The following is a 16,130-nucleotide window of genomic DNA, read 5'->3' on the forward strand; positions in this document are numbered from 1 at the left end:
ACCAACGGGCGCGCCGGGCGCAGGCGGCGGGCCGGGGAAGGCCGGCGGCTGCGCGGGGGGCTGCTGGGCCGTGGGCGGCCCGACCGGCGGGCCGGCGGGAGGCTGTTGCTGCTGAGGCGGCACGGTCGCGCCACCCCCGGCCGGAGCCGCGGGCTGACTCGCGCCGCCGCCGGAATACCAGGCCGGCGGCGTGTAGTCGATGGTGAACTGCCCTGTGGTCTCCGACTCCTCCTCGAGGAGCTCGTCATCGGGGCGTTCGTCGGCGGAGGTCTCCTCCGCGGTGCGAACCCTGTCCCGATCGCTGTTCACGACGCCTCCCGCTGCTGGTTCTGCCTCTGATCCGCATCTGTGTGGCCCGCTACGCGGATGACGGACCGGATCTCCCGAGCGGTGTTCCCCCGTCACGGGCTCAGGCCATTCTGTACGGCACACCTGACGTGCCCACCATCACCCTAGTCGTCACCGCCGGAACTCCCCTACCCCTCCCCAGTAGGTGCGGGTTCCCTCACAAGGCGAACGCCGGCCAAGCGGCCATCAGTTGGATGAAATAGGCGGAATAGTCGCCTTATAGCGCCCGGCCGGAGACACCCGGTCGAAGTCCCGCCGGTGCCCTCAGCCGATGGGATCGAGGCGGCTCGGGTCGCCCAGCAGGCCCGTCTCGCTGTCCGTCGGCACCATCCGCACCAGCCGCCGCGACGTCCTGGTGCACCACAGCACGGCGTCCTCCGCGAAGGTCGACAGCGCCTCCGCCTGGACGGTGGGAAGCGCCATGACGCGCCCAAGCCGGGCCGCCTCCTCGGGCGACACCCGCTGGATCCCCACCAGCGAGGCCCGCTCGAGCAACGGGGGAGCCGCGGGGCTCAGATAGGGCAGCAGCGTCAGCACCGGCTGCCAGGGGGCTGATGCCACCCGGCCGCGCGGCGGTCGCGTGCCGCAGTCCCGCACCACGAGCACGGGGCTGCCGAGCGTGGCGCCCAACGGCGGCACCCGGCCCACCTCGTGCAGCGTCATGCACTCGACCCCGCCGTTGGCCGCCTGCGCCAGCCGCGCCCAGAGCGAAGCCCGCGCCGTCTCCACCGCGACCCGGGCCCCGGTGGCCACCGCGCGCAGCGCCAGCACCTGCGCCGCCCAGACCCCGCCGATCAGCACCATGTCGTACGGCACGGGATGGTGGATCCCCAGCACCGCGGGACGCGACCGGGCGTCGACCCCGACGATGATGCCGTCGTCCCCCACCGGCAGCGCGAGGGCGGCCAGCTCGTCGACGGCCAGCACATGCCCTCCGTGACCCATCAACGCACCCCTCCCAGCGGCAGCGTGGCCCGCACCCCCGGCAACTGCCGCCGGTCCATCCGGGCGAGCAGCAGCCCCGAACCCCGCGCCGCGCCAACCAACCGCCGGCTCGCCGCCCACAGCTCGGCCTCGCTCCTGCCGGTCACCCGGACGTGCCCGGCGAGCGCCACCGACCGCCGCCCCTCGCTCACCAGCGTCAGCGAGAACGTGGTGGCGAACGCGGGCAGCGAGGTCAGCAGCGCCACCAACCCCGGCAGCGGGGTGGCGGCGGGACCCAACGCGGGCCAGCGCGCCACCCGGAACGTCGTGTGCCAGCGGTCGTCGCAGCGCCAGACCCGGGCGCCCTCCGCCGTGCGGCGCGGACGCGGCCCCTCCACCTGCCCGAGCTGCGTGGTGGCCGCAGGGTCGGAACTGGCGCACGCGGCCACCGCGGACAGCAGCTCACCCTCCGTCAGCACCGTGGCGCGGAACCCGGCGCCGGCCAGCCGGCTCGCCAACTGCTCCACCGCCCTGGCCAGCGCCCGCTGCGCCCCCTCCAGACCGCCGCCCCGCTCGGCCACCGCCGCCGGGCACAGCTCTGGATCGAGCCGCAACGCCACCCACGTCAGCCGCAGCGCCGGCGCCCCGCCCGGCCCCTGCGGCTGCAACAGGGCGTAACTCGCGCCGGCTACCGACCGGTCGGGTAGCTGCGGTGCCGGCGCCGGCTGCGTGTGCTGCACCGACTGCACCGAGGCCAGCCGTATCCCGTCCGTGTCCAGCGCGGCGTGGAGCAGCGAGAGCGGCAACGGCCGCACCCCGTGGCCCGGTTGCAGCGGCGCCAGCGCGGCCTCGATGCGCAGCACCGCGGTCAGCGAACCGCCGTCCGCCACCATGCCGAGCTCCCGCCGGTCCCGGCCGGCGAACGCGTGACTGACGAGCCCCGGCACGCACTCGGCGGCGAGCGAGACCAACGGATCATCCCCGGCGGGCAGTGGCCCGGCGGCCCGCCGCCTCCGTCGCCCGAGCGCCAACGTGGAGCCCACCAGGAGCGGCAGCGGCTCCCCACGCCGCCACGCTGCCACCACCAGCACCAGCAGCGCCACGGGCAGCGGGGCCAGCGCCCACAGCGCCCATCGCGCCGGCCCGGCCACGACGAGGCCGGCGAGCACCAGGGTGCCGGCCACCTGGAGGCACACCAGCGGCCAGAGCACGAGCAGCCCGCCGGAGCCGGCCCGTGGACGCGGCGCCACCACCCCGGCCCGCGCCGCGTCCGGGGCCCGGTTCGTGGCCCCGTCAGCATCGGATCGCACCGCCGTCGCGCCAGTCGTCGCCATGTTCTTCGCCCCCCTCCTCACCGTGATCGGATCGTCACCCGGCATAGTAGGTCCCAGGTCTGACAGCCAAGCGCACGGGTGCGGTTCACGGTACGGGGGAGGAGCGCTCAACCATGGCGTCGCGGAAGGACGAGCTGAACGCCTACACGTTTGCCAAGCGCCGCACGGTCGCGGCTTTCCTCCAGCCCAGCCCCACCGGCACCGAGGAGGGCGCACCGCGCCCGCTGCGCGCCGTCGTTCCCGGCATGGTGGTGGGCGCGTTGGTGCTGGTCGGGTTCGGCGCCTGGGGGCTCTTCCGCCCGGCCGTACCCCAGGGCTGGGACGAGCCGGGGCGCAACGTCATCATCGGCAGCGACTCCACCACCCGCTACGTCGTCCTGGAGACCGAGGGCGGCGGCGCCCAACTGCACCCCGTGCTCAACCTCTCCTCCGCCCGCCTCCTCCTCGGCGACCCGGCCGAGGTCGACATCGTCAGCGTCGACGAGGCCGAGCTCGACAGCGGTGCCATCCCCCGCGGCCCCACCCTCGGCATCCCCTACGCCCCCGACCGGCTGCCGTCCGCCGAAGAGGCGGCCGACGCCAAGCGGTGGGCCGTCTGCCAACAACCGGACGGTCGCGGAGGCTACCAGCAGGCCGCCTTCGTCCTCGCCGACCGCGACGCCGACCGCGTCGAGGGCCGCCAGCGGCTCGCGGAGGGCGAGGTGCTGTACGTCCGGTCCACCGAGGACGACGGCGGCTACCTCGTCGACAGAACCGGCACCAAATACCCGATCGGCGAGACCGACCCCACCAACCTCGCCGTGCTGCTCCGTCTGCTCACCGACGAGCGGCCACCGCAGCCGGTCAGCGAGGAGTGGCTCGACACCCTCGCCGACGGCTCCCCGATCGCCTTCCCACGACTCGACGCCCCCGTCGGCACCCCCGCCGGCGTGCCGGGCCTCGAACCGGCCGCCGACCTGGTCGGTATGGTGCTGACCGCAGCCACCGGCAGCGGCCCGCAGAACTACCTGGTGTTGCCGGGGCAGGTCGTGCCCATCACAGAGTTCACCGCCCACCTGATGCTCAACAGCCCTCACACCGTGTCGCTCGGCCAGCGCGGCACGGCCTTCGAGGTCAGCGCCCCGAGCCTCAGCCCGGCCCCGCCCGAGCAGTCCATCGACCACGAACTCGACTGGCCCCGCACCATGATCAGCCAGGTCAACGGACCCGAGCGGGACACCGTCTGCTCCGTGCTGCTCTCCGTCGACCCCGACGACGGCTCCACCGAGGTCGCCACCTGGGCCGGCAGCGAGTACCCGGCCACCATCGCCTCCGGCGCCGCCACCGCCTACGTCACCCCCGGCTCCGGCCTCCTCTACCGCCAGGTGCAGGGCGGACAGGCCGAGGCCGGCGGCGTCTTCCTGGTCACCGACACCGGCCTTCGCTACTCCGTGCAGGCAACCGCCACCGGCACCCGGGCCGAGGAACAGGCCCAGATCAAGCTCGGCTACGGCGACGTGACGCCGGTTCCGGTGCCCGCCCACTGGTCGCGGTTCCTGCCGACCGGCCCCCGCCTCGACCTACTGAGCGCCAGCCGGCCGCAGGGATCATGACCATGCGCCGACCCTCCCGCGCCGCCGCGCTCGCCCTGCTGACCGCCGCCACCCTCGTCGGCGGCACCCCGACCGCCCACGCCACCGGCGCCCAGTGCGCCTTCCCGGCCGAACCGATCGAGGAGCGCCCCTGGTCGCTCCAGCGCGTCCGACTCGACCAGCTCTGGGACATCAGCCACGGGGACGGCGTCAGTGTCGCCGTCATCGACAGCGGCGTCGACAATCGCAACCCCCAACTCGCCGAAGCCGTCGCGGCCGAGCGCGGCGCCGACCTCACCGGCGAGCAGGGCGACCAGACCACCGACCCGGTGGGCCACGGCACCAAGGTCGCCGGCATCATCGCCGCCCGCGAGAGCGGCGACACCGGCTTCGTCGGCCTCGCCCCCGGGGCCACCATCATCCCCATCCGGGCAAGCGACGCCGAGGGCGAAGGCGATGTGGCCACCCTCACCGCTGCTATCCAGTACGCCATCCAGGCCGGCGCCGACATCATCAACATCTCCCAGGACACCGACGGCGCCCTGTCCGAGGACTCCGCGCTGCGCCAAGCCGTCGACGCCGCGCTCGCCGCCGACATCGTCGTCATCGCCTCGGCCGGCAACGAAGGCGCGGACGGGGAACAACGCGACACCTTCCCGGCGGCCTACGAGGGCGTGCTGGCCGTCGCTGCCTCCGACCGCAACAACGAGCGCGCTCCCTTCTCGCAGTCAGGCGACTTCGTCGGAATCGCCGCGCCGGGCGTTGACATGGTCTCCACCGTGCCGCTCGGCGGCCAGTGCGTCGACAGCGGCACGAGCTTCGCGGCCCCCTACGTCGCCGGCGTCGCCGCCCTGCTACGCGCCGCGGAACCCGGCTGGACCGCCCAGCAGGTCGTCGCCCACCTCCAACAGACCGCGGAACGCGCCATCCCGGGGCCCGACCCCCACGTCGGCTGGGGCGTGGTCGACCCCGTGCGCGCCCTCACCGAGCGCCCGACCGTCCCGCCGGACGAACCGGTACCCGACGAGGCCCCCGCGGTTGCCCCGGCACCGGAGATCCCCGACCTCGCCCTCGGCGAGACCCACGCGGAGCGGGCCGAACGGCTCGGCACCTACGCCGTGTTGGCCGCCGCGGTGCTCACCGCCGTGATCGCGGGCATCGCCCTGGTCGGCCGCGACCGGCGCCGCCGGCGCGCCTGAAAACCGGGCGCGGCCCGTGGCCGCGTGTGGCACGCTCGCGCTCATGCCGCACGCGCACCCGTCCTGGACGCTCGACGAACTCGCCCACGCCGGGCCCGAACACCTCGACCCGGCCTTCGTCGCCGGCTTCGACCGCAAGCAGGGCTATCCCGACCCCACCGACGACATCGACGCCATTCGCGCCCACGGCGTGGCCCCCGACGCCACCGTGGTGGACCTCGGCGCCGGCACCGGCCGCTTCGCCCTCGCCGCCGTCGGGGCCTTCGGCCGGGTGGTGGCCGCCGACGTCTCCCCGGCCATGCTGGCCACCATCCGCGGCCGCGCCGTCGAGGCGGGCCTGACCACGCTCGAGTGCGTCCAGGCCGGCTTCCTCAGCTACGACCACCAGGGCCCACCCGCCGACGCCGTGCACACCCGGCACGCGCTGCACCAACTGCCGGACTTCTGGAAGACGATCGCCCTGGTCCGCATCGCCGCCATCCTGCGCCCCGGCGGCGTGCTGCGGCTCCGCGACCTGATCTACGACTTCGAACCGGCCCAGGCCGACGCCGTCTTCGCCGGCTGGTTCGCCGACGCGGCCCATCGCGACCCGGCCGACGGCTACACCCCAGAGGACTACGCGGAACACATCCGCACCGAACACAGCACCTACCGCTGGCTCTTCGAACCGATGCTCACCCGCGCCGGGTTCGAGATCGTCGAGGTCGACTTCGCGGGGCGCCTCTTCGGCACCTACACCTGCCTGCGACGCTGAGCGGATCGGGCGAAGCCCGCTTCGGCGCGGCGGCACCCGAAAGAGGCGCAGAGCGACCGGCCACGACGGTGCCGTAGGCGAAAACACGGCCCGCCGCGGCACTACCCAGCAGAGCGCCTACGCCGGCTGTCCCGGCTCCTCGATGTCGAACTCGCCGTCCCGCGCGCCCAGGACGAAGGCCTCCCACTCGGCGTCGGTGAAGCGCAGCACCGTATTCGGGTCCTTGGAGTTGCGCATGCCGACGCCGCCGCCCGGCAGGTAGGCGATCTCCACCTTCTCGTCCTGCGGCCCGTCGGGCGCGCTGAGCCACTCCACCCCCGAGATGTCCCGGGAGTACAACTCGTCCCGCTCGCGCTCCTTGCGCGCGGCGATCTCTTCCGGCGTCTCGGTCGCGGCCATCAGCGCAACTCCTCATCGTTCACGGCGTCAACGAACGCCCGCCAGGCGGACACCGTCACGCCCGCGCACGCCACCTCGGCACGCTTCGAATCCCGCACCGCGACGGCGGCGCCATCCGCCGCGACCTCGACGCACTCGCCGCCGGTGTCACCGCTGTAGCTGGATTTACGCCACCTCAGGGCCTTCTCCATAGCGCTCCTTCATCACCCGGGCGATCAGCTCCGCCGACTCCTCGATCGACAGAGCGGCGGCCTGTAGGTGATCGTACCGCAGCGCACGGTCACGAACCTTGGCCCCGTCGACGGTCGCGACGCCCCCGTCATAGCCCTCCTGATAGGCCACGTCCGGCGTGTCCGCGAACCGCAACACCGTGAAGGCGCCCAGCAGCCCAGCATGCATCCCAGCGCTGAACGGCAGGATCTGCACGTTCACCAGATCGTTCGCCCGGAAGCTCAGCAGACGCGCCAGCTGCTCCCGCATCACCTCCTTCCCACCGATCTCCTGGTACAGCACCGCCTCGCTCAACACCGCCCAGAGCACCGGCGGCTCGTCCCGCTTCAGGATCTTCTGCCGCTCCAACCGAGCCACCACCCGCGTGTCAAGATCGTTGCTGTGCATCGCCCCCAGCACCGCCCTCGCATACCGCTCGGTCTGGAGCAGCCCATGCACCAACTGCGGGTTGAACGTGTAGATCTCCGTGGCCCTCTGCTCCAGATTCGCCTGCTTCTGGAACCACTTCGGCAAGGCGCTACGGCTGATCAGCGGCCACAGCCGCAGCAGCGCGCCGTCCGCGTTCAACGCGGCGTCGAGCCGCTCCAGATGCTCCAGCTTCGGCATCAACACCGCGTTCTCGAACTGCCCGATCTGCGAGCCGGTCAGGAACACCGCCCTGCCCAGCTGGTCCAGCGTGAGCTCGGCGCCCGTCCGCAACCGCCGCAGCTCGGAACCGAAGTACGCCAGCGGAGACGCCCCCGGATCCAGCTCCTTGATGTTCACCATCGGCCACTCCCTGCCCGACCGCAACTCAAACCGACTGCGCATTGCATTCCCCCCATAGCTCAAAGTAGCCACGCGAGCGCAGTCTTGTGGGGTGAACGGAACAACGTGCGCCCCCGACGATGACCCGGTCCCGCCCCGCCGCCACGGCTTCGAGATGACCTGCGGCGAACACTCACCCGCCCACGTCCGCCGCATCGTCCGTGGCTACCTGCGACTGTGGGGCCTGCCCCACCTGACGGACGCGGCCGAGATCGCGACATCCGAGCTGCTCGCCAACGTCATCCGACACGTCCCCGACCGCTGGTGCCGGCTGACCCTGCTCCGCCACGACGAGGGCATCCGCATCGAGATCACCGACCGCCACCCCGTCCTCCCCGTGGTGCAACCGCACGACGTCTGGCGGGAGTCAGGCCGAGGTCTTGACCTCGTCGCCGCGGTCACCGACGCCATGGGCGTCACCCGGCTCGGCGAAGGGGGCGGCAAGACGGTGTGGTGCGAGATGAAGGCGTAGCCGCTTCAGAAGGTGCGCAGCCACCAGTCGGTCCCCAGCAGCAGCACGAAGCCGGCCACCAACACGGCCATCCCCAACCGCGTCCGTCCCCGGCGGCTCATCTCGATGACCGACCCGGAGACGACGAACGCCGCGCCGTACAGACCCAGGGACCGCAGGGACGACCCGTCGCCCAGCTGGACGACGAGCAGGACCGCCATCGCCACCATCGCCCCCGCGGCGATCCCCATCCGCAGCCGGCGCGCCTGGCGCGGGGTGAGCCCCTGCTGTGTCGAAGTCACGACAGCAGCATAGGCCGTTTGGCCAGCTGCGCTGCAGGTACTCAGCGGCATCTGAGTACTGGCACGGATGTGACCGGACGGTACGGTAACTCTCATCCCTATAACGCTTGTTCGCAATCGCGTTGCCCGGGCCCGGGGTGACCGGTTTAGGATGAGTGGCTCTCGGTGATCGAGGGGGCACGAGGTGTTGAAGAGGGGGGCGGGGTGACTGACGATCCGCGTGCGCCGACGGGACAGGCGGACCTCCACGTCGGCGACGGCGCACTGAGCGGCTTCGCCGGCCGACTGGACGAGATCGAGATAGGGCTCCGCGACAGCGGGCTGACGCCGGACAGCGTGGCCAGGCTCGCGATGGCCGAAAGCCACTTCGGTGCGGCGATCCCCGCCGTCAGCCAGCTGTCTGGCCGCTATGAGGCCGTGCGAACACGACTTGAGGAGTTCGTGCGCACCCGGCAGGAGGCCATGGAGGCGCTGGCGATCGTGACGCTGCTGTCCGAGCGCGGCTACGAGGCCGTCGAGGACGAGCAGTTGCGGCGCCTCCAACAGATCATGGGCGGCTGGGAGAGCCGGTATGCCACGCAGCAGGCGGCGGCTACCACCACCAGTCAGGGCGGAGTCGGCGGCGGCGTGGGGCTCACGCTGTGAGACGGCAGTCCGCCGTTCACATCGCCGCCGGGGACGAGAAGCCAGGAAACGCGAGGAGGCACGAGAAGCATGTCTGACCCGAATCTGCTGTACAGCTCCGATCCGGTCGAGCGGCTGAAGGGAAATCTGGATGCCGTGATCAGCGAACTTGGCAGTGTGCGTTCGCGAGTTAGCGGCGCCAGCGCCGACACCCAGGCCGGCTGGAGCGGTGACGCCGCCAGGGAGCTTGTCAGGGGCGCCGGCGAGATGGACGCGGTACTTGGCCGGATGATTCCCGCGCTGGAGAACCTGCGGGAGCTCGTCCAGATGAGCGGCCAGGGCTTCACCGCGGAAGAACAGGAGCAGGCCGCGCAGATGCGGGCCGCCACGGCCGGCCTCAACCAGGGCATCGCCGGCCGCTGATCAGGGAGGGGAATTGGTATGACCGACATCAGCGTGAGGTACCAGGCGCTCCTGGCCGGCTCCGAGGGGCTGACCGGGCAGGAGCGGGAGCTCCTCCGGAAGATCGAGGACCTGCACGGCCAGCTGAGGGCCGTGGGCGCGGGCTGGACGGGTGAGGCCCAGCGGGCGTTCCACGACAACATGGTGATCTTCACCCGGGAGCTGGAGAACCTGGCGCAGGTCCTCGGCCGGACGGGTAACCAGTTGTCCAACTCGGCCGCGGACTACGCGGCGGCGGATCGCCGTGGTGCCAGCCAGACCGCGCAGTGGTCGATCTGACGCGATGGTCGTGTGGGTGGTAGCGGCAGACGCCGGTACCACCCCGCTCTTTCCAGGAGTCACCAGGGATGTCCTTTCACGAGGAGTGGGCCGCGATCCAGGCCAGGGCCCGCGAGGAGAGCGCGCGCACGCGGCTGAACAGCACCGCCGGCCAGGGCGACGGAGGCGCCGACCTCGAGATCCACAGCGCGGAGCTCGCCGACATCCAGGGCAGCGCCGACGACTTGGCCAACGACCTCGACGCGTCAGGGCACACCGCCGAGAACCACACCCACGTGGCCGGTATCTTCCTACGCACCCCCGGTTTCGAGACGGGCTACGCCCTGGTCGAGGTGGCCACCCGGTGGCAGTCCCAGGCGGACTCCCTGCGTGACGCCTGCCGGCGCATCTCCGGGCACCTCCAGGACACGGTGCGGACGCACGCCACGGTCGAGCAGGACACGGCCGCCGCCGTACGCCAGACGACTGCGGGGCTGAACCCCCGCCTCACCGGCGCGGCATAGACGGGGAGCGCGATGCCAGGCTTCGAAGACGTTCTACACATGCGACTGGAGAAGCTGAACGAGGCCGTTGAGGACTGGGACAACCAGGTCCGCGCCTTCGAAAGCGATCAGGGCATGGTGAGCAGGGCCACGACCATGGCCCAGCGGGCCCGGACGGTCAACTGGACCGGCGCGAACGCCTCCGTCACCCTCCCCTATGTGACCGAGCAGGCCGAGCAGTTCGACGCCGCCCTTATCCAGGCCCGTACGCTGCGCGAACTGTGTCACGACGCGTATGTCTGTCTGAAGGCCCGGCAGGAAGACCTACGTGAGGTGATAGAGGTCCAGGCCCCGGCACACGGCGTCCACGTCCGGGCCTCTGGTGAGGTCACCGCCGACTACGACGGTCTCGATGACGTGACCCGCCGCGAGCGTCAGGACGCCGTCATCGCGATCTCCGCCGAGATCGACCGCATCCTGACCCAGGTCTCCGAAGATGACGCGATCATCGCCCGGGCCCTCCGCGACGCCATGGGTACCGACCCGCACCGTTTCAGCCCCGTCGAATACGGCTCGCTCCACGAGGCCGAGTCGGCGTACCGGGACGCCGAGACCGCACTCCGCCTGATGGAACAGGGCAGCGACCTTTCGGACGAACAACTCGCCTACGTCGCCACCCTCCTGGGCCAGCACGCCGACGACCCGGCCTTTGCCGAACGCGTCACCACCGCGCTTGGCCCCCAGGGCACGCTGGACTTCTGGTTTGGCGCCACCGTCTCCCGGGACATTCGGGAGGGCACCGCCAGCTGGCAGACGTTCGCCGACATCCAGACCAACCTCGGCACGGTCCTCGGGGCCGCCACCCGCTCTGACTCTTCTGCTATGGAGCGTTGGGAGGAGAGCATGCTCTCCCTTGCCCCCAACCGCGTGGGTGGCGCCGACGGCCCCTACGGCTTCCAGGTGATGAGCGCCCTGATGAACGCGGGCGAGTACGACACCGACTTCCTCCTTGCCTATGGCGACAAGCTCATGACCTGCGAACGCGCCGACGACCGTGCCGCCGCCCAGCTCTGGGATAGCCCCTACCTCCCTCCGTTCAACTTCCCTACACAACGCGACGATGAGGGCAACCTCATCGACTCCGGCAACATCGGCCACGACCCGGTCATCGGCTTCCTCAACGCCCTCGGCCACAACCCTGACGCCTCCACGCAGTTCTTCGCACCGCCGAATGACTTCGACCCGACGGCCAGCGTGGACATCACCGACGCGGACTCGGTACGCGAGAACCGTGACCGCCTCAACAACCACCTCGCCTATCTGGCCATCGAGCGCGAATGGTGGACCAGCGTGGATCACCAAGGGCACCCTGACCCCCGTCCCGCGCATCCGTCGCTGGGCAACGCACTCCTGGCAGCCACCACCGGGCATGCGTCAGCTGAGTTGCTCGGCGGAGCCGGAGAAACAGCGCTCGTCACCGATTTGCGTTCTACCCATACCTCTGCCGTGATGGAACAGGTGGTCCAGCTCTACGGCGCCCACGATCCGCGCCTGCTCGACGAACAACCCGAGATGGCCGGTCGTTTGGGCCTCATGGCCGCCGCGTACGTGGACGATATCGACTACGTGATCTCGATGGCTGGGCAAAGCGCTCCGGAGGTATCGGACAGCGCTTTCGTTTCCCCCTACGACGGCCGGCTCGACAACAGCCGCCGAGCCACCATCGAGTTCTTGGACGCTTTGGGGCATCACGAGGAATCCCACCGCGTCATGAGCCAGGCCCAACATGTTTACACGCTTGGCAATCTCGACGCCTTTCCCCCCGATGACCAAGAAGCCTTCGCACGAGGCGAGCGTTCTTTGCGCACCGCCGCTGAGGTGCGTGGAATCCTCGACGGTGCACGGATCAGCCAGATCGAGGCGGACTATGGGGCGGGCACCGATGCTGCGAGGGGAGCCGAGCAACAAGCGGCGAGTTGGTGGAAAGCCGGTAGCAATGCTCTCATCGGTATCGGTACCGGTGCGGCTGCGGCCGCCGTGGCAGGCAGTTCAGGCCCTGTGGCCGTGGTGGTGCCCATCGCCGCCTCGACGGCTGGTGTTTTCCTCGGGGAGTTCTTCGGTCAGACGATCGATGGTTCGGCAGGCGTGGAGGCCGATCGCGGAGCTCAAGACATGATGACCGGAGACCTCCGCGAGGATACCGAGATCCAGTTGGGTGACCTCGCCGGGATGTACGAGGAGAGGGCTGCTGCGTCCCTGGATGCGAACAATCTCCACGACGACGTTAAGAACCAATACTGGAACGGTGTCGATGTGAGTAATCAGTATGACGAGCAACCGAATGAAGGCTGATATGTCCACCACTCGATCTTCGAGGTCTCAGTACGGCACGCGGTTGCTCGCCTCGTGGGCGATCGCCAGCGCGCTCACGGTGGCTTCCTGCGGGTCGGAACCCGAAGACGACGCTTCGGCCACCGAGCCGTCGAGCAGCGTGCCGGCCACGCAGGTCTGCGACGGGACGATCTCACAAGCCGCAGCGGGCGACTTCGAGGAGATCACTGGTCGCGACGAATTCCGCGACAGGTCGTACCGGTCAGCGACCTCCCCGGACCTGGCTGAGTACCTCGAAGTCCTCCGCGATTCAGCGAGCCGTTGGGAAGGATTCTGCCGCGTCTACGGTGCGGACGAGGAACGCCCGATCGCGACCCTCGAATTCGGCTGGCGGGAAGCGGTGACGTCAAACGGCGAAACGGATCCGCCCGAAGTTGCGTATGCCACAGGCGAGTACGCCTATACACAGGACGGCTCCGCCTTCCTCGAGTTCGCATGCCCGGTGGACTCCGTTCCGGGAGGCTACCTGGCCGGCGACCTGTTCACCTACGACGTGGCGGCCGGCGACGGCCACATCGCGATCCTTAACTCCGTCTCCCGCGCCGTGGCCGAGAGGCTCGGGTGCCTGGAGGAATCAGGTCTGGCTGAGGGCACGCCTGAGCGGCTCGCCGACTGACCAACTGGAGAGCGCGGGGCGGACGGACACGCGTGGGAGCGGCAGCCCCAGCGTTGACGGGCGTGGTGACGCTTTTGGCAACGCGTGGCGCGCCACCAGCCCTTATCTCTCGCCTGGTGGCGACGCAGTGCCGACGTATACCGTCCCCAACCGCTGCCGCCGCCGGTTCCACACCACCCAAGCAACTACGGCAGCCCCTATGGCCAGTCCGCCGCCCCCGATCACCAACCAGAGGGCCTGGCTTCCCCCGCTCTCTGTGGGCGCCTCCACCGGCTCCGCCTCTTGCTCTTCCCCCGAGCCATGCGTTGGCTCGTCCTCGACGGGCTGCGGCTCCGGCGTGGCAGGTGGATCGAGCGACGCCTCATACGCCTCGAACAGTGGATTGACGTCTGGATCCCCCGGCTCGCCTTCCCCATCCACGATGACCCGGGCCGGCTGGATCATCCCGTACCCCACATACTGATCCCGCTGCCCACCCCCGCTGGCCGTATCGATCACGGCCCGCAACACCTGGTTCTTCGTCCAGTCCGGGTGCGCGGACCAGATCAGGGCGGCGGAGGCGGAGGCGATGGCGGTGGCATTGCTCGTGCCATACCCAAGGCACATCTCCGAGCTGCCGATCCCGCACCGCAGGGGGATATCCGTGCCTGGCGCGGCGATGGCAACCTGCGGGCCATAGGTGGAGTACGTGGCGTGCTCCCCGTCGGGGTCTACGGCTGCGACGCCCACCACGCCTTCCTGGTTGGACGGGAAGGTAGAGCGGTTGTCTTCTCCACCAGAGTTTCCAGTGGAAGCGAAGATCAGGACGTCATGTCTCACAGCTTCAGCTATGGCAGCGTCGAGCTGATCGCTCGCAAATCCCAGGTCTGGCATGCTGAGGGAGATGCTGATGACCTGGGCACCGGCCTCAACCGCGTAGGAGACCGCCTCAGCCCAACGCTCCTCATGCTGGAAATCGAGGTCGCTCTGCGTCTGCTGCACCCGAACGGGGAGGACGTTGGCACCTGGTGCGAGCCCTTGAACTCCACCCTCTGCCCCCGTGCCGGCGATGAGAGACGCCATGTCGGTTCCATGCCCGTGCTCGTCGACGTTCGCTCCTTCGGGGGAGCGCGTCACATCAGCTCCCTCCAGGACCTGTCCGCGCAGTTCGGGAATGGAATTATCCACTCCACTGTCGATGACGGCCACAGTGACGCCTTCACCACGAGTGTGCTGCCAGATCTCCTCGGCCCGCAGGGCCCCCAACTGCCAGCCACTGGTCGCCTCATCAGCAGTCGCGCCTGGCGCGGCAAGCCCGTGGCACCACAGGATCGCCACGAGCGGCCAGATCCAAACGCCCCAACGGCGCCGGCTGCCCGAGCGATGGGTCTCCGCCATCGCTTCAGCTTTTCCCATCCTGAGTCGTTCCACGGTCGTCGTTCGCCGACGGGTCGGGCCGCCTTCTGCTCCGCCGCGCGGGATGGTCCCCTGACCGCGAGCCCCTTGCCGATACACCGGAGGGCGCCGAAGGACGATTGCTCGCCTCCCTGGCACGTTTCATGACTGGCACACCGCCGGGTCCGCGAACAAGGCCAGTCGTCGGATCGCGGTAAGCCATCTCGGACTGGGCTCCTATGGCGGTGCTGTTCGGCAGGCCACGGCCAGCACTGGGCGGACGGCGGGCGATGCCGCCAACGACGCCGCTCGGCGACTGCGTTCCGCGGGAATTCTCCATGCTCAAGGGCCCCACAGGGCCCTGCAGCGGCGGACGGCCAACCGCCGGCCCGTGACCACTGCCCGGTGCAGCCGCGACCGCGGGTCCAGTCTCGCCACCCGGCCGCCACACGGGCAGGCGGGAAACCCCCTGACCTCCGCGCCCGGCACAACGGGCGGCTGCCCCACACTAGGGGATCGAGGGCCAGTCAGGGGACCATCCGACAGGTTTCGACGCTGCGGAAGCGGCCCGACCGTCCCCGGTTGAGGTGCTCGGTCCACAAACTCATCGCCTCCATCAATCGCGGGATTCAACCTGGCCACAGGTGTGGCTGTCTCCGCAGCGGGGAGCCGAGGCTCCAGCACTGGTGCCGTTGAATCGAGCGAGGTACTCATGGGCTCGTCGATGACTGCGAGAGGAGGCGTGGCTACCTCCGTAGCACGCTCGCCCGCACTCGGAAGGCCAACCTGTTGGGTTGGGCTCGTTTCTCGGCCTTCGCTGGAAGCTATCTCTCTGGAAGCGGCGTTGACGGGGCTCTGGTCCTTCCATGAGCTTGGCTCGACCGGTGCGGAAGACTGAGACGGACTGCGTGTTTCCTTGCCGCCTTCGAAGTCCTCCAGCATCACTGGTCTGAACCGAGGCTCCTGCGCCCCCGCCATGTCGTCCGCCGCCGCGCGGTAACTTGACGACAGCCGCTCCAGCACGTGGATGGCTTCCTGCCGTTCCAACTCCTCGGACACCGAAGCGATCGCCGTCTCGGACACCGGTGCGGGCCGCTCGGGCGTCGGCGGCATGGCCGCCCGCGCCTCGCTCAACGCCTGGCCGGCGTCCTGCAGCGCGTTGCCGACGGTCCGGGCGTAGTCGGCCAGCGTGGCGGACTCCTGGACCAGATGCCGGCCCCAGGCCCGAAAAGCTTTCGCGTTCTCGCCCTGCCACTCAACCTGAGACATCTGGACAAGGACCTGCTTGTCAGCGCCGTTCAACCCTCGGGCCATCGCTAGCAGGACATCCGCCCGGGCCGTCAACTGCTCGGGATCCGCACTTGCCAGCAAACCGGCCAGCTGCTCGTGCGTGTACCGCTCGAACTCGCCCATCCCGACCGCCCCCTCCACGACGTCCGGTGCCAAGCCGGCGCGACCACCATCGTAGTTAACCCCTCGCTACACCCGGCAACCGTACTTCCCGTCACTCCTCCGGCAGCCACCCCAGTTGCACCAGTGGGTTGTCCCGGCGGCGGGAGACGAGTTGGGCGCGGCCCGGGGG

19 protein-coding genes are annotated in these 16,130 nt (G+C 70.2%); 10 read left to right on the plus strand and 9 right to left on the minus strand.

Annotation, left to right across the window (positions count from 1 at the left end; all coding sequences use genetic code 11):
- The 3 genes from E1265_RS38150 to eccE form a co-directional block, all read right to left on the minus strand.
- Positions 1-309 (minus strand): SCO5717 family growth-regulating ATPase (locus E1265_RS38150; RefSeq protein ID WP_279571449.1); only part of this gene is annotated, 309 nt, incomplete at its 3' end.
- Between the two features lie 303 nt (positions 310-612).
- Entirely contained in the window at positions 613-1,293 is a 681-nt protein-coding gene (locus E1265_RS19990; RefSeq protein WP_132931862.1) for a hypothetical protein, read from the minus strand.
- Entirely contained in the window at positions 1,293-2,606 is a 1,314-nt protein-coding gene (gene eccE, locus E1265_RS19995) for a type VII secretion protein EccE (protein WP_132931864.1), read from the minus strand. The genes E1265_RS19990 and eccE overlap by 1 nt, the downstream gene beginning before the upstream one ends.
- A 113-nt stretch (positions 2,607-2,719) precedes the next feature.
- Here eccE and eccB point away from each other — a divergent pair, with 113 nt between their 5' ends.
- From eccB to E1265_RS20010, 3 genes are read left to right on the plus strand one after another with little or no spacing between them, the layout of a single operon-like run.
- Complete coding sequence (gene eccB, locus E1265_RS20000) at positions 2,720-4,198, plus strand: type VII secretion protein EccB (RefSeq protein ID WP_132931866.1); 1,479 nt, start codon at positions 2,720-2,722, stop codon at positions 4,196-4,198.
- Positions 4,199-4,200: 2 nt separating this feature from the next.
- A complete protein-coding gene (mycP, locus tag E1265_RS20005) occupies positions 4,201-5,376 on the plus strand; it encodes a type VII secretion-associated serine protease mycosin (protein WP_132931868.1) in 1,176 nt (391 codons plus the stop codon).
- A 43-nt stretch (positions 5,377-5,419) separates the two neighbouring features.
- Positions 5,420-6,130 carry a class I SAM-dependent methyltransferase gene (locus E1265_RS20010; protein WP_132931870.1) on the plus strand — a complete coding sequence of 237 codons (711 nt, stop codon included), beginning with the start codon at positions 5,420-5,422 and terminating at the stop codon, positions 6,128-6,130.
- A gap of 117 nt (positions 6,131-6,247) precedes the next feature.
- Here E1265_RS20010 and E1265_RS20015 read toward each other — a convergent pair whose 3' ends face one another.
- From E1265_RS20015 to E1265_RS20025, 3 genes are read right to left on the minus strand one after another with little or no spacing between them, the layout of a single operon-like run.
- Positions 6,248-6,529, minus strand: a complete 282-nt coding sequence (locus E1265_RS20015; protein ID WP_132931872.1) for a DUF397 domain-containing protein — start codon at positions 6,527-6,529, stop codon at positions 6,248-6,250.
- The gene (locus E1265_RS20020; protein ID WP_132931873.1) at positions 6,529-6,720 is read right to left on the minus strand and encodes a DUF397 domain-containing protein; all 192 of its coding nucleotides are present in this window, start codon (positions 6,718-6,720) and stop codon (positions 6,529-6,531) included. Before E1265_RS20020 ends, E1265_RS20015 begins: the two co-directional genes overlap by 1 nt.
- On the minus strand, positions 6,695-7,528 hold the full coding sequence (locus E1265_RS20025) for a helix-turn-helix transcriptional regulator (protein WP_132931875.1): 834 nt from the start codon (positions 7,526-7,528) through the stop codon (positions 6,695-6,697). Before E1265_RS20025 ends, E1265_RS20020 begins: the two co-directional genes overlap by 26 nt.
- A gap of 91 nt (positions 7,529-7,619) precedes the next feature.
- Here E1265_RS20025 and E1265_RS20030 point away from each other — a divergent pair, with 91 nt between their 5' ends.
- Positions 7,620-8,039 carry an ATP-binding protein gene (locus E1265_RS20030; protein ID WP_243740958.1) on the plus strand — a complete coding sequence of 140 codons (420 nt, stop codon included), beginning with the start codon at positions 7,620-7,622 and terminating at the stop codon, positions 8,037-8,039.
- Between the two features lie 5 nt (positions 8,040-8,044).
- Here E1265_RS20030 and E1265_RS20035 read toward each other — a convergent pair whose 3' ends face one another.
- Positions 8,045-8,320 (minus strand): hypothetical protein, encoded by a 276-nt coding sequence (locus E1265_RS20035; RefSeq protein ID WP_243740959.1) that lies wholly within the window; start codon positions 8,318-8,320, stop codon positions 8,045-8,047.
- Positions 8,321-8,524: 204 nt separating this feature from the next.
- Here E1265_RS20035 and E1265_RS20040 point away from each other — a divergent pair, with 204 nt between their 5' ends.
- The 6 genes from E1265_RS20040 to E1265_RS20065 all read left to right on the plus strand — a co-directional run bounded on the left by E1265_RS20040 (position 8,525) and on the right by E1265_RS20065 (position 13,174).
- Complete coding sequence (locus E1265_RS20040; protein WP_132931879.1) at positions 8,525-8,965, plus strand: hypothetical protein; 441 nt, start codon at positions 8,525-8,527, stop codon at positions 8,963-8,965.
- 69 nt (positions 8,966-9,034) lie between these two features.
- Positions 9,035-9,367: a hypothetical protein gene (locus E1265_RS20045; protein ID WP_132931881.1), complete on the plus strand. Its 333-nt coding sequence runs from the start codon at positions 9,035-9,037 to the stop codon at positions 9,365-9,367.
- Positions 9,368-9,385: 18 nt separating this feature from the next.
- Positions 9,386-9,685: a WXG100 family type VII secretion target gene (locus tag E1265_RS20050; RefSeq protein WP_132931883.1), complete on the plus strand. Its 300-nt coding sequence runs from the start codon at positions 9,386-9,388 to the stop codon at positions 9,683-9,685.
- A 68-nt stretch (positions 9,686-9,753) separates the two neighbouring features.
- Positions 9,754-10,188, plus strand: a complete 435-nt coding sequence (locus tag E1265_RS20055; protein WP_132931885.1) for a hypothetical protein — start codon at positions 9,754-9,756, stop codon at positions 10,186-10,188.
- A 39-nt stretch (positions 10,189-10,227) separates the two neighbouring features.
- Positions 10,228-12,519 carry a DUF6571 family protein gene (locus tag E1265_RS20060; protein ID WP_132931887.1) on the plus strand — a complete coding sequence of 764 codons (2,292 nt, stop codon included), beginning with the start codon at positions 10,228-10,230 and terminating at the stop codon, positions 12,517-12,519.
- Position 12,520: 1 nt separating this feature from the next.
- Entirely contained in the window at positions 12,521-13,174 is a 654-nt protein-coding gene (locus E1265_RS20065; protein ID WP_132931889.1) for a hypothetical protein, read from the plus strand.
- A 102-nt stretch (positions 13,175-13,276) separates the two neighbouring features.
- Here the strand turns inward: E1265_RS20065 and E1265_RS20070 are convergent, their stop codons facing one another.
- Positions 13,277-14,551 (minus strand): S8 family serine peptidase, encoded by a 1,275-nt coding sequence (locus E1265_RS20070; protein WP_165953809.1) that lies wholly within the window; start codon positions 14,549-14,551, stop codon positions 13,277-13,279.
- Positions 14,552-14,890: 339 nt separating this feature from the next.
- Positions 14,891-15,961 carry a hypothetical protein gene (locus E1265_RS20075; protein WP_132931892.1) on the minus strand — a complete coding sequence of 357 codons (1,071 nt, stop codon included), beginning with the start codon at positions 15,959-15,961 and terminating at the stop codon, positions 14,891-14,893.
- Between the last annotated feature and the right edge of the window lie 169 nt (positions 15,962-16,130).

This window comes from Streptomyces sp. 8K308 (assembly GCF_004348315.1).
Lineage (GTDB): Bacteria > Actinomycetota > Actinomycetes > Streptomycetales > Streptomycetaceae > Streptomyces.

Excerpts from the sequence above, each read along its gene's own strand:
- E1265_RS19990 (WP_132931862.1), bottom strand. The coding sequence starts at position 1,293 with ATGGGTCACGGAGGGCATGTGCTGGCCGTCGACGAGCTGGCCGCCCTC.
- eccE (WP_132931864.1), bottom strand. The coding sequence starts at position 2,606 with ATGGCGACGACTGGCGCGACGGCGGTGCGATCCGATGCTGACGGGGCC.
- eccB (WP_132931866.1), top strand. The coding sequence starts at position 2,720 with ATGGCGTCGCGGAAGGACGAGCTGAACGCCTACACGTTTGCCAAGCGC.
- mycP (WP_132931868.1), top strand. The coding sequence starts at position 4,201 with ATGCGCCGACCCTCCCGCGCCGCCGCGCTCGCCCTGCTGACCGCCGCC.
- E1265_RS20010 (WP_132931870.1), top strand. The coding sequence starts at position 5,420 with ATGCCGCACGCGCACCCGTCCTGGACGCTCGACGAACTCGCCCACGCC.
- E1265_RS20015 (WP_132931872.1), bottom strand. The coding sequence starts at position 6,529 with ATGGCCGCGACCGAGACGCCGGAAGAGATCGCCGCGCGCAAGGAGCGC.
- E1265_RS20020 (WP_132931873.1), bottom strand. The coding sequence starts at position 6,720 with ATGGAGAAGGCCCTGAGGTGGCGTAAATCCAGCTACAGCGGTGACACC.
- E1265_RS20025 (WP_132931875.1), bottom strand. The coding sequence starts at position 7,528 with ATGGTGAACATCAAGGAGCTGGATCCGGGGGCGTCTCCGCTGGCGTAC.
- E1265_RS20045 (WP_132931881.1), top strand. The coding sequence starts at position 9,035 with ATGTCTGACCCGAATCTGCTGTACAGCTCCGATCCGGTCGAGCGGCTG.
- E1265_RS20050 (WP_132931883.1), top strand. The coding sequence starts at position 9,386 with ATGACCGACATCAGCGTGAGGTACCAGGCGCTCCTGGCCGGCTCCGAG.
- E1265_RS20055 (WP_132931885.1), top strand. The coding sequence starts at position 9,754 with ATGTCCTTTCACGAGGAGTGGGCCGCGATCCAGGCCAGGGCCCGCGAG.
- E1265_RS20060 (WP_132931887.1), top strand. The coding sequence starts at position 10,228 with ATGCGACTGGAGAAGCTGAACGAGGCCGTTGAGGACTGGGACAACCAG.
- E1265_RS20065 (WP_132931889.1), top strand. The coding sequence starts at position 12,521 with ATGTCCACCACTCGATCTTCGAGGTCTCAGTACGGCACGCGGTTGCTC.
- E1265_RS20070 (WP_165953809.1), bottom strand. The coding sequence starts at position 14,551 with ATGGCGGAGACCCATCGCTCGGGCAGCCGGCGCCGTTGGGGCGTTTGG.
- E1265_RS20075 (WP_132931892.1), bottom strand. The coding sequence starts at position 15,961 with ATGGGCGAGTTCGAGCGGTACACGCACGAGCAGCTGGCCGGTTTGCTG.